At 41.3% G+C, this 12,271-nt stretch carries 14 protein-coding genes; 5 read left to right on the top strand and 9 right to left on the bottom strand.

The features are described from left to right. Window positions 1–21: 21 nt before the first annotated feature. The 6 genes from ACKWB9_RS12635 to ACKWB9_RS12660 all read right to left on the bottom strand — a co-directional run bounded on the left by ACKWB9_RS12635 (window position 22) and on the right by ACKWB9_RS12660 (window position 6,272). Window positions 22–1,077, bottom strand: a complete 1,056-nt coding sequence (locus ACKWB9_RS12635; RefSeq protein ID WP_414003385.1) for a type III polyketide synthase — start codon at window positions 1,075–1,077, stop codon at window positions 22–24. Continuing rightward, complete coding sequence (locus tag ACKWB9_RS12640) at window positions 1,070–1,798, bottom strand: methyltransferase domain-containing protein (RefSeq protein WP_414003386.1); 729 nt, start codon at window positions 1,796–1,798, stop codon at window positions 1,070–1,072. Before ACKWB9_RS12640 ends, ACKWB9_RS12635 begins: the two co-directional genes overlap by 8 nt. Beyond that, window positions 1,798–2,946 carry an NAD(P)/FAD-dependent oxidoreductase gene (locus ACKWB9_RS12645; RefSeq protein ID WP_414003387.1) on the bottom strand — a complete coding sequence of 383 codons (1,149 nt, stop codon included), beginning with the start codon at window positions 2,944–2,946 and terminating at the stop codon, window positions 1,798–1,800. The genes ACKWB9_RS12640 and ACKWB9_RS12645 overlap by 1 nt, the downstream gene beginning before the upstream one ends. A gap of 48 nt (window positions 2,947–2,994) precedes the next feature. After that, window positions 2,995–3,690 carry an OmpA family protein gene (locus ACKWB9_RS12650; protein ID WP_414003388.1) on the bottom strand — a complete coding sequence of 232 codons (696 nt, stop codon included), beginning with the start codon at window positions 3,688–3,690 and terminating at the stop codon, window positions 2,995–2,997. Window positions 3,691–3,716: 26 nt separating this feature from the next. After that, a complete protein-coding gene (locus ACKWB9_RS12655; RefSeq protein ID WP_414003389.1) occupies window positions 3,717–4,199 on the bottom strand; it encodes a hypothetical protein in 483 nt (160 codons plus the stop codon). A 96-nt stretch (window positions 4,200–4,295) separates the two neighbouring features. Next, window positions 4,296–6,272 (bottom strand): alpha-ketoacid dehydrogenase subunit alpha/beta, encoded by a 1,977-nt coding sequence (locus tag ACKWB9_RS12660; RefSeq protein ID WP_414003390.1) that lies wholly within the window; start codon window positions 6,270–6,272, stop codon window positions 4,296–4,298. Window positions 6,273–6,391: 119 nt separating this feature from the next. Here ACKWB9_RS12660 and ACKWB9_RS12665 point away from each other — a divergent pair, with 119 nt between their 5' ends. The 5 genes from ACKWB9_RS12665 (at window position 6,392) to ACKWB9_RS12685 (ending at window position 10,471) form a co-directional block, all read left to right on the top strand. Beyond that, a complete protein-coding gene (locus ACKWB9_RS12665; protein WP_414003391.1) occupies window positions 6,392–7,351 on the top strand; it encodes an isopenicillin N synthase family dioxygenase in 960 nt (319 codons plus the stop codon). A gap of 25 nt (window positions 7,352–7,376) precedes the next feature. After that, entirely contained in the window at window positions 7,377–7,703 is a 327-nt protein-coding gene (locus tag ACKWB9_RS12670) for a translation initiation factor (protein ID WP_414003392.1), read from the top strand. Window positions 7,704–7,816: 113 nt separating this feature from the next. Continuing rightward, on the top strand, window positions 7,817–8,749 hold the full coding sequence (locus ACKWB9_RS12675; RefSeq protein WP_414003393.1) for a DUF1835 domain-containing protein: 933 nt from the start codon (window positions 7,817–7,819) through the stop codon (window positions 8,747–8,749). A 1-nt stretch (window position 8,750) separates the two neighbouring features. Further along, on the top strand, window positions 8,751–9,623 hold the full coding sequence (locus tag ACKWB9_RS12680; protein WP_414003394.1) for a nucleoside phosphorylase: 873 nt from the start codon (window positions 8,751–8,753) through the stop codon (window positions 9,621–9,623). Beyond that, window positions 9,620–10,471, top strand: coding sequence for a substrate-binding domain-containing protein (locus tag ACKWB9_RS12685; protein WP_414003395.1), 852 nt, complete (start codon window positions 9,620–9,622; stop codon window positions 10,469–10,471). The genes ACKWB9_RS12680 and ACKWB9_RS12685 overlap by 4 nt, the downstream gene beginning before the upstream one ends. Window positions 10,472–10,477: 6 nt before the next feature. Here ACKWB9_RS12685 and ACKWB9_RS12690 read toward each other — a convergent pair whose 3' ends face one another. From ACKWB9_RS12690 to ACKWB9_RS12700, 3 genes are all read right to left on the bottom strand, one after another. Beyond that, window positions 10,478–10,906 (bottom strand): response regulator, encoded by a 429-nt coding sequence (locus ACKWB9_RS12690; RefSeq protein WP_414003396.1) that lies wholly within the window; start codon window positions 10,904–10,906, stop codon window positions 10,478–10,480. Between the two features lie 73 nt (window positions 10,907–10,979). Next, window positions 10,980–11,645, bottom strand: a complete 666-nt coding sequence (ung, locus tag ACKWB9_RS12695) for a uracil-DNA glycosylase (RefSeq protein ID WP_414003397.1) — start codon at window positions 11,643–11,645, stop codon at window positions 10,980–10,982. A 217-nt stretch (window positions 11,646–11,862) separates the two neighbouring features. After that, entirely contained in the window at window positions 11,863–12,216 is a 354-nt protein-coding gene (locus ACKWB9_RS12700; RefSeq protein ID WP_414003398.1) for a nuclear transport factor 2-like protein, read from the bottom strand. Window positions 12,217–12,271: the final 55 nt, after the last annotated feature.

Consider the following 12,271-nt stretch of genomic DNA (forward strand, 5'->3'; position numbering starts at 1 on the left):
ATTTCTATGAATATCGATAAATTACCATTCTATCAATACCCTTTGAGCGGAAAATCCGGGACCAAAACTCAGTAACAGACCTTGTTCGCCTTCCGGTATCCCCCTTTCCATAAAGCGTTCCAACACGTAAAGTACGGTTGCACTGCTCATATTGCCATATAATCTAAGTACTTCTCTGGTATCATCGATATTCTTCCCCAATTTACCAAAAAGTTCTTCTACGGTCTGCACAATTTTTCGGCCACCGGGATGAAAGATCAAATGATCTACCTTATCGATACCACTGCCGTGCTTTTCTAAAAAAGGATGGACGATCATAGGGAAATGTTCGGTTATGGTTTCGGGAACTAAGGGATCCAGAATCATTTTTAACCCGTGGTTCGTTAAGTCAAAACCCATAAGATGGGTAGCATCCTTAAAATGGTACATTTCCTCACCAATGATCTTGGGCCCGAAAGCCTCTTCTTCGGAGGAAAGCAGCACACATGCGGCCCCATCCCCAAAAATTGCGGCACTTACCATATTGGCCATGGAATAGTCATTTAGCTGAAAGGTAGCCGTAGGACTCTCGACGGCTACGAGGGCAATTCGCTTATCTGGATTGGATTTAAGGAAGTTATGTGCATAAATAAGGCCCGAAATGCCTGCCGCACAACCCATTTCCGTTACCGGGAGCCGAACTACGTCCTGTTTTAGTCCCAATGCATTGATTAGATAGGCATCCAAGGAAGGGATCATGATTCCCGTACAGCTAACCGTAATGATATAATCCAGGGTTTCGGGTTTCCAATGGGCATCGGATAACGCTTTTCTCAGGACCTCTGCTCCCAATTTCTTGGTTTCCCGCACGTAAATGGTATTTTTTTCTTCAAAAGAAGTGGCCAGAAATACCTCTTCTATGGGCATGATGCCATAACGCTTATCTACGGCCGCCCCTTCAAAAATCTTTATCACCTTGCGCTTAAAGCGTTCTTCCTGTCCCTGCAGCCATAATTCTACAAAGGGCAATATTTCCTTGGTATCCCTGCAATACTCGGGCAAGACCTTGGCCACCTTGACTATTTTGGTATTATTCATAAGATTCTTTTAATGCATTTGTCCGTATGGTCCACACATACCTGAAAGCCCATTTCCAGTGAATTTCATGCTGAACGCCGGTAATGGAGCTTGCAAGGGATTTTAAATCCGATTTTAGGAACCCTCTCCGTATGGAAATCAATCCGTCAATTTTTGCCGTCCTGGTTTTGATAAAAAACAAGCTGAACAATTTATATAAATAATAAGCCAATCTACTCCTGTGAAGGTCATTGACGATTATTCCCAGTGACGTTATGTTAGAAAAGCGTTTTATGAAACGTTTGATTTCCATATCGGAAAAATGGTGCATCGTCAAGGTGGTGATTATGATATCACATTTCAAATTTTTTATATCACCCTGCAACACATCTTGTTCCCGGTATTCTATTTCAGGAAAATCCGTTGAATTTTCCCTTCCGATTTTCAGGGCATCGGTATTGAGATCTACCCCGATCAATTTTAGTCCAATAGTTCTTTTTTTGGCCGCTCTTGCTAACGTTCTAAGCATGGTTCCTTCCCCGCAACCCACATCTAAAATCGTATATGATTTTTTTGGATTCTCCGTTATAAGCTTAAACACGGCATTTAAGGTAATCCTATTCCCTCCTAAAACCCGATTGACCCTGCTAATGTCCACCAAAACTTCTTGAAATGCTTCAGGGGTGCCACCAAAGTCATCCATCAACTCTTTTTGACCGCTTCTCTTGCTTAAATCTACCATTACGTTATCGGCTTTCCATGGGTTTTGGTAATAATGTATTTTAAAAGCGATGTTGAATTACTCACGGCCCTGACACCCAGATTTGTCCATTGTTTACTTAGTAGCACGTTTTGCAATTTCCTTCCAAACCAAAGCCTTTTTTTAAAAGTATCGCTCCAAAGTGAAGTATATGTTTTCTCCAATACAGCTCTTGAAAGCTTTTCGCCCGTTAAAAATTCGTGGATACATTCCGAAGCCAGTTTTGCACTATGTATGGCCATGGCCATACCGTTACCGCATAACGGATGTATTAAGCCCGCCGTGTCCCCGCACATCAGCATATGATCGATTACCGGTTCTTTTTTACCAAAAGAAATCTGGGCAATGGTCATAGGGCTGTTGAACAAAGGTTCCGACTTTTTTAAGAAATCCCCTAAATGGGGATTTTGTGATACCACCACTTTATTGAACCGTTCTACATCCTGGTATTTTTTAAAGCTGTCGTAATGGGCCAAATAACAAAAATTAACGGCTCCACTCTCTGTTTTGGACAATCCACCATAACCGCCTTCAAAATTATGTAGGGCAACCTTGGTTTCCGGAAAACCGGAACTACGGTAATGGGATTTTACCGCCAACCATGAGTTTTTATCGAAAATAAAATTGCGGTTCAATGATCTGTCCAAGGCGGAACGTTTGCCATAGGCACCTATGGCCACCTTGCCATAATACGATTTACCGATATGTGTTCTTATCGTAAATTGGTTTTCAATAAACGCAATACCGGTAACTTTCTCAAAATAACATTGCACCCCTTTTTCAATGGCTTTTTGATATAATAGATGGTCAAAAGCGAACCTACTCATCCCAAAACCGCCCAAAGGAAGTTTTACGGCCACTTTTCTTCCCTTCACGCTACTAATTTCAAAATTGGATATGCGTATGGCACCTTTTGAAAAAACATCGACCCCGAGCCGCTCCAAATACGGAAGTATTTCATTGGATACATATTCACCACAGACTTTATGGTGTGGGTATTCCTTTGATTCAAAAAGGACCACATCATGTCCCGAGTCGGCCAAATGGATGGCAGCCGTTAATCCGGCAAGGCCTCCCCCAATAATTATAACATCATGCAAATTCACCGTTAGGGAAGATACATATTTCAAAAAAAATCCCCGCAATTGCGGGGATTAAAATTTTTAATTCCAAAAAGTTTACCCTTTGGTCTTTTGTATTGCTTCCTCTTTTAGTTCTTTACTGGCGACAATGGCCAGCTCCACCCGTCTGTTTTTCGCTTTTCCTTCAGTCGTAGTATTATCGCCTACAGGCTGCAGTTCGCCATACCATTTGGTCGTGAACCTATAAGGGGCGATGCCTTTGGATTTCAAATAGGTACTTACGGATTCCGCCCGTTGTCTGGAAAGGTTCATATTATAATCCTCGGATCCGGCACTATCCGTATGCCCTTCGATCAAAATATTGGAATTGGGATATTCCTGAAAGATTCCGGCCAACTTGTCCAGAGTTGTTGCCGATGTACCTTTTACGGTAGATTTATTGGTGTCAAAATAAACGCCTGCATCCTCGGTAAAGGTAACATTGATTCCTTCGCCTACTCTTTTTACTTCGGCTCCGGGAATTTCCTCTTCTATTCGCTCGGCCTGCCTATCCATGCGATTACCGATATAACCTCCGGCGGCACCACCGATAACCGCTCCCAAAATGGCACCAAGGGCGGTATTGTTACCGTCCCCGACATTATTACCGATAACACCACCGATTATGGCCCCGCCCGCAGCTCCAATCGCCGCTCCTTTTTGCGTTTTATTGGCGTTTTTTACCGTACTACAGCTCATGACCAGGGCCAAAGCCATTATATAACTTGTGTTTTTTATTATTTTATGCTTCATTATTCCCATTTTAATTAGTTAGGTGCTTATTTTTTTGTGAATTCATAGATAACGGTTATCGGCTCTCCATCTACGGATACATTGGACTTTAGCGTCATTGCCTGCTCCGTTAAATCCTGAATGTTCAACCGATAGCCCAAACCTCCGGAAATATCCTTTAATTTTTCGTCTATAAATTTGAACTGTAACTGACTTTGATAATTTTCCCCGCGTTCCGTTACGGACCATCGTATAAAACGATCCCCTCCGCCACAAAGTGTGGAGGGTTTAATAGTATATCTTCCCGTGCTATTGTTATCACGGAAAAACCAATTACTGCCTTCCAAACATATATCCTCCACATCATTAAAGAGTACGGCCTTAAAATTACCGGTATTGTTTTCAAAGGATATGTTGTTCAATGTCCATGAGCCACTTAAAAGGTTTCTTTGGCCCCTAGCCGTTTTGGATACAGAACAAGATGAAAGTAGCATTGCAAAAATTCCTAAGAGCGTAATCGTTTTTCTCATAAAGTAATTGTTTCTGGATTTGTAGCTATATACGGATTGGTTCGGTTTTTGGATGAACTACAATACAAAATAAACGGCAATATCCTGAATAAGAACCTAATAAGCGGCCAATTCCAATAAGGCGGTTTCAAAACGCTTTTTGGGAAGGTAGTTTTGTTCCAGGTCGGTGTTGAACGGAATCGGGGTTTCCAAACTGGCCACCCGTTTTATGGGGCCATCCAAACTTTCAAAACAATTTTCCATGACCAGGGCGGCTATATCACTGGCCACTCCGCCAAATAGGCTATCTTCCTGAAGAATGATCAGTTTCCCCGTTTTTTTTACCGACGCATAAATACTTTCGGTGTCCAATGGTTGTAAGGTCCTTAAGTCCAACAAATCCACCTTGATCTGTGTGTGTTTTTCCAAAGTTTCCAAAGCCCAGTGTACACCGGCACCATAGGTTACCACCGTAATGTCCCCCCCTTCCTTTAAGAGACATGCTTCTCCAAAAGGCAGGGTATAATAATTAACGGGCACATCTTGGTACACGCTGCGGTATAATCCTTTATGCTCAAAAAACAGTATCGGATTAGGGTCTTCGATGGCCGTTGCCAACAATCCCTTTGCGTCAAATGGAAAGGCAGGATAAACCACCTTTAGGCCAGGGGTTTTGGTGAACCAGGCCTCATTGGTCTGGGAATGGAAAGGCCCGGCTGCAACACCGCCACCACAGGGCATACGAATGACCACATCTGCCTTCTCGCCCCAGCGATAATGGTTTTTGGCCAAATAATTTACAATGGGATTAAAACCACTGCTGGCAAAATCGGCAAATTGCATTTCCACAACGGCCTTCATACCATTAATGGATAGTCCCATGGATGCCGAAACTATCGCAGACTCGCAAATGGGCGTATTCCGGACCCGTTCTTTTCCGAAAACGTCCACAAAACCTTCGGTAATTTTAAAAACACCTCCATATTCGGCAATATCCTGTCCAAGGATTACCAAATTATCATGGCGCTCCATAGCTTCCTTTAAACTATCTGAAATTGCGTCTACAAAACGTATATTTTTTTTATGAATTGAATGTTTAATTTCCTGATAATCAAATTCTTTATACACTTCGTTTAATTCTTTTGTTCTATTGTATGATATTGAAGGTGCATCAAATGCTTTTTGCAGGTGTCCGTCGATTTCTTCGGCAATTTCGGTTCGCATCTTACTTTTTTCCGCCTCGGTCATCAACCCAGAAGTCGTTAAAAACCGGGCGTAAGTATCCAAAGGGTCTTTTGCGGCCCATGCGTCCATTAATTCCCGGGGAACATATTTGGTACCACTGGCCTCTTCGTGCCCTCGCATTCTAAACGTTTTAAATTCCAACAGCACAGGTCGGGGATTTTTACGCATTTGCATAGAGAGTTCGTTTACCTTGGCATAGATCTCAAGAACATTGTTTCCGTCCACAATATGCGATTCTATGCCATAACCGATTCCCTTATCCGCCAAATCTTTACATCTATACTGTTCTTGGGCAGGTGTGGAAAGGCCGTAACCATTGTTTTCGATACAAAATAGGACTGGAAGGTCCCAGACCGATGCTATGTTGAGCGCTTCATGAAAATCGCCCTCACTGGTACCCCCCTCACCCGTAAATACCGCTGTAACCTTTTGTTCTTTACGTAATCTATGGGCCAATGCGATTCCGTCCGCTACTCCCAATTGAGGCCCTAAATGGGAAATCATTCCTATAACCTTATATTCCTGGGTGCCAAAATGAAAACTTCTGTCCCTGCCTTGAGTAAATCCATCGGCTTTTCCCTGCCATTGGGAGAATAATCGATACAAGGGAATGTTCCGGGTAGTAAAAACACCTAAATTGCGATGCATGGGCAGTATATACTCTTCTTTCTCCAAAGCACTGGCAACCCCTACGGAAATGGCTTCCTGGCCTATTCCACTAAACCATTTGGAAATTTTTCCCTGCCTCAAAAGGATCAGCATTTTTTCCTCGATCATTCTGGGCTTCAACATTGCCCTGTACAGCGATCGCTTCACCTGATCATCGATCTCCCATTCTTTGTAGTCCATTTATACACTTAAATTTTAAACCGAAGGTTAAATGTAACAAAAAGGCATTTATCAAATAATACCCTAACGTTCTATGGCCGGTGCAATAATTTGTAATTTTACCGATATAGAAAAGTAATATGAGTTTGGTACCCAGTGTGGATCTGACCGATTTTATTTCGGACGATCACCAACGAAAGGAAAAATTTACAACAGAAATCGGCAAGGCCTTTGAGGAGGTCGGTTTTGTGGCCTTGAGCGGTCATTTTTTATCCGACCGATTGGTCAATGACCTGTACACGACGATAAAAAAATTCTTTGAACTCCCCCAAGAGATCAAAGACACCTATGAAATTATGGGTATTGGAGGCCAAAGAGGATATACCTCTTTTGGAAAAGAGCATGCTAAGGGCAGAAAAGAAGGAGATTTAAAGGAATTTTGGCATTTTGGCCAATATGTTGAAGACGATCCAAAATTATCCGATGAATATCCGGATAATGTTATCGTCAAAGAACTACCGGAATTCAATAAGATAGGCAAAGAAGTCTATCAAATGTTGGAAAAGACGGCCAAATATGTATTGAGGGCCCTGGCATTGCATTTGAATTTGAAGGAAGACTATTTTGATGAATTCATTAAAAACGGAAATTCTATTTTGCGCCCCATTCACTATCCCCCTATTATTTCCGAACCTGAAAACGCCGTACGGGCGGCGGCCCATGGGGATATTAATTTAATAACACTGTTAATGGGCGCCCATGGTAAGGGGCTTCAAGTGCAAAATCATAACGGAGAATGGATCGATGCGATTGCCAGGCCCGATCAGTTGATGATCAATGTAGGCGATATGCTGTCTCGCTTAACCAACAATAAACTAAGGTCTACCATACATCAGGTGGTCAACCCGCCCAAGGAATTATGGGGGACTTCAAGATATTCAGTACCTTTCTTTATGCATCCCATTAGTGAAATGCCCTTAAATTGTCTGGAAAATTGTATTGATGAAGATCATCCAAAACAGTATGGGGATATTACGGCAGGAATGTTTCTACATGAACGTTTGATCGAATTGGGATTGATATCGGAGGAAAGGACATAAAGTTTTTAAGAAATATTAAAGGATTATGGATTTACAAGATCAATTAAAAAACCTATTTCCGGACCATGTACCCGAGGCAACCCCCGAAAAGGAAACGAAGCCCACTATATGGTTACAGGACGATCCCATTATCTGCAAATATGAAAAGCGTAAGGGAAAACCTATAACTATTTTGGAGGGGTATACCGGAGCGGATTCCGATTTTAAACAACTGGCCAAAGAACTTAAGACCAAATTAAGCGTAGGAGGCAGTTTTAAAGATGGAAAAATCATCGTTCAGGGGGATTATCGGGATAAAATCATGGCTATTTTAAAAGATAAAGGGTTTGCCGTAAAACGTGTAGGGGGCTAAAACATTGATGTTTTGAGGCTTAAAATACAGGGTTGCGTCTTTTTCTGTTAAAATCTTTGGTATTTTTATGTTAAATATTACTTTTAGCTGTCAAAACCAAAACAACACCAAAAATGAGTTCCCTCCTACATATTACCAATGGGGATAATTTTACCGCCCGTCTTCAAAAGCTGAATTTAAAAGGAGATGTTATTACATGGCGGGAGATGCTCTGTGAAGGCAAGACCCTTACCAATGTTGGCAGTGAATCATTTTGGAAGACCAGATTTGATTTTCTTCATAAGAACTACAAAGTCTCCAAATCATGGTTTATAGAAAAGACCTTAAAGGAATACCGTTCCTTATGTAACCACAAACAACAAGATCAAATTGTACTTTGGTTTGAATATGATGTTTTTTGCCAGATAAATATGTTGGCCGTCATCAGTTGGCTGTCGGCAAATCGAAAATATGCCGAGATTTCATTGGTCTGTAGTAGAAATGTGGACGGGTCTCCTAAAATGCATAGACTTAATGAGGTTTCCGAAGAACAATTGCGTACGCTTTATGAAAATAGAACGGTTTTGACACAGGACGATATTGAATATGCCGATTATGTATGGCAATTATACTGTAGCGACAACCCCATGCGTCTGGAAAACCTATCCGACTTCAATAACTTTCAATTTGATTATTTGGGCGATGCCATAAAAAGTCATTTAAAACGTTTTCCCAGTATTGCCAATGGTCTTAACGATATGGAAAACAATATTTTAAAGCAATCTTTGGAGAAAAAACCAATGGATCGGAACGGACTTATGGACGCTATTTTGAAAAATCAAGGAAATCTGGGTTTTGGGGATACCCAATATGACAGGGCCATAAAAAGACTAAAACCCTTGTTTACCAGCTTTGATCCGGTACGACTCACCAGAAAAGGAAAAACTATATTGGAAGGCAAGACCAGTTATTATTCCTATATGCGGAACAATGACGTTTACCTGGGCGGTTCCTTAAAATACAATTTTCTTTACAACACCGATTCGGATAGAATACTAAAACTATAGCATGCCCTTAAGCCCCTCTGAGCTTATTTTAAACGAGGACGGCAGTATTTACCATCTCAACTTACGCCCAGAAGACATTGCCACTACGATCATAACCGTAGGTGACAGGGATCGTGTTGTGCAAGTATCCAAATATTTTGATTCCGTAGAAATTAAAAAAGGAAAACGGGAGTTTTTGACCCATACCGGTTATTTAAACGGAAAACGTTTAACGGTAATCTCTACAGGAATCGGTACGGACAATATTGATATTGTTTTAAATGAACTGGACGCCCTTGCCAATATAGATTTTAGTACCCGATCGGTCAACAAAAATCATATACGATTTAAAATTGTAAGAATCGGGACTTCGGGGGCCATCCAATCGGAAATTCCGGTCGATTCTTTTCTGATAAGCGAATATGCTATCGGTTTTGATGGTCTTTTACATTGGTATAAAAACCAGAACGATCGGTATTTAGAATTTGAAGATGCCTTTATTGCGCAAACGGCATGGCACCCGAACAAGGCACGGCCCTATATCGTGAAATACAGTTCGGAATTAAGGAATTTTTTCAAGGATAATCATATACGATTAGGTGTAACTGCAACGAGTGCAGGTTTTTACGGTCCTCAAGGACGGTCTTTACGTATAACTCCACACGGTAGTGACCTTCTGCAAAAAATAATGCGGTTCAACTATCAAAACAAGCAAATTACCAATTTGGAAATGGAGACCTCGGGACTATACGCACTATCCCGATTGTTAGGTCACCAGGCGATATCTTTAAACTGTATCCTTGCGAACAGGGCCACGGGCGAATTTTCAAAAAATCCTTCCAAATCGATCGACGAACTCATTACTTTTGTCCTTCAAAAATTAACCTCTCATTGAAAAAAATCAGAATTATAGGAGTGCCGGAACATTTTAACCTTCCCTGGCATATGGCCATTGAGGAAGGTGCATTCTCCGAATGCGGAATCGATCTTCAATGGACCCATATTCCCGAAGGAACCGGAAGAATGGGCAAAATGCTGGCCAATGAAGAAACCGATTTGGCAATTATACTCACAGAAGGCATCATTAAAAGCATAACGGAAGGTAATTCATCCAAAATTGTTCAGGAATATATCGGTTCTCCCCTGCTCTGGGGCATTCATGTTGCCGCCAATAGCAATTTTACGGATGTACAGGAACTAATGGCAGGGAAAGCAGCCATAAGCAGGTATGGGAGCGGAAGCCATCTTATGGCCTATGTAAATGCCCAAAGCGAAGGTTGGAATACCGGTTCATTGGATTTTGAGATCATTAATGATCTTAATGGGGCGGTCAATGGCCTCACTAATGGACAGGCCGATTATTTTATGTGGGAACATTTTACCACAAAGCCTCTGGTAGACAATGGTACTTTTAGGCGATTGGGCGATTGCCCTACTCCATGGCCTTGTTTTATGATCGTGGCTACCGATGCATTTTTAAGCGAAAACAGTGCGGTACTGCGTAATATTCTGGGGGTTATCAACAGATATACTATGGAGTTTAAGCACATTCCGAGCATTGACCGGACCTTGGCCAACAGATATGGACAAAAACCCGAAGATATTCAAGAATGGTTGGGCCTAACGCAATGGAGCCAACAGCAAATGACTGCGGTAACCTTACGTAAAGTACAGGAAACATTATTAGAACTGGGACTTATCACTACAAAATTGCCCGCAGATAAAATATTGGCCCATCTTTAATGTTCTTTAGGCAAAAGCCCGGGAAAAATGTTTTTTGATCAATTTTTTAAATGTCTCGTCAGAAAGTGGTTTCTGCGAAAAATCTACAATATGCGGATTAGCAATGGCTCGTTCCTTGTCTTCCTCATTGTCACTAATAGTGACCAGTACGATATCAATTTGTTCCTTTAATTCAAGAGGTACCCGCTCTTCGTACATCTCCATGAATTTCCAGCCGTCCATTACGGGCATTCTAAGATCCAGCATTATCATGCACGGCAATTGCAGCTTTTCCACTCCTTTATTCAAAATGAAATCCAAGGCTTCTTGTCCGTTGAGTGCAGAATTAATGTTAATGTCGAGTTCCAGTCTATTGATGAAAATAGAGTGTAAAAAGTTACTGGCCTCATCGTCATCTACCAGTAAAATAGAGTTTAAATGGTCTAAATTTTTCATAGTTTAGAATAGTTACGTTTGTTTTGGTCAGAATTTACGTTATTAGAATTACAAAAAATCCTATGTAGAGAACTTACCAAACTATGTTTTTATTGTCCAAGCGTGTTAAAATTGTATTGCTTTTTGAAAAATGACGGTTTCCGAACCAGTATCCGCGGTTCGCACTTAGGGGCGATGGATGCCCCGATGTAAGGATGTGATGCTTATTGGAATCTATCAATGCTGCTTTCTTTTTGGCAAATCCTCCCCATAGCAAAAATATCAAATGCTCCCTTTCTTCCGATAATTTCCGAATAACGGCGTCCGTAAAGATTTCCCAGCCCTTTCCCTGATGGCTGCCGGCCCGGTGTGCCCTAACGGTCAATGTGGCATTGAGCAAAAGTACTCCCTGTCCGGCCCAACGGTCCAAATTACCACTTTTGGGATAGGGTTGCCCCAAATCCGTTTCTATTTCCTTAAAAATATTGATGAGCGAAGGTGGGTGTGGAATCCCGTCCTTTACGGAAAAGCAAAGGCCGTTGGCCTGCCCCGGGCCATGGTACGGGTCTTGACCGATAATGACCACTTTAGTCTCATCGAATGGACAATGGTCAAAAGCGGCAAAGATATCCGAACCTTTGGGGTAGCAGGTATGTTGGGAGTATTCTTGTCTTACAAACTTGATCAGGTCCTGAAAATAAGGCCGTTCAAACTCGGTTTGTAATTGGGTTTTCCAGCTATCATGAATAGTAACCGCCATATCATAGTGTTGTTTCCGTACAGGGGCTACAAGCCCATTTCATCAAAAGATGGAAATCCGTTCGTTTAAAGTGATGGGTCAAATTTAATGAAAAAGGTATGGATTATTGATTATTCGGTTTGCCTGTATTATAAAAGGAATATCCGAACAGTATCCATAAAAAATTCCGGTTTTCATACAGAAAACCGGAATTGAAAAGTTGTTTAAACTATAGGGTCTATGCGTGAAAATAGCGTTCGTTGATAATTTTGCCATCTTTCCATTGCGTGCGGTTCACCTGTTCAAAATGATGCTTTGTGCCATCATTGGTCGTAAAATCCATCACGGCCTCATAATAGGATACGTCACCATTAATAGCTATGTTTTTCATCTGATACCCTCCAAAGTCGGTCACTGTGGCCAAAAGTTCCTTTTCGGCCTGTAAGCAAACTTCCTTGCCCACTTTTGGTTCGTTATTGGCCTCTTGTAACACAACATCATCGGCTAAATATTTTTCCATAGCTTCAATAAATTGTCCTTTACCTAATAATTCCTTTAAATCTAAAAGTGCATTTTTAATTTGATTTTCCATAATTAAATTAATCTGTATTTGTTTTTCTACTAAGACGCTGCAAACAGTATATACT

This window comes from Maribacter spongiae (genome assembly GCF_047345125.1).
In the GTDB taxonomy this organism is placed as follows: Bacteria; Bacteroidota; Bacteroidia; order Flavobacteriales; family Flavobacteriaceae; genus Maribacter.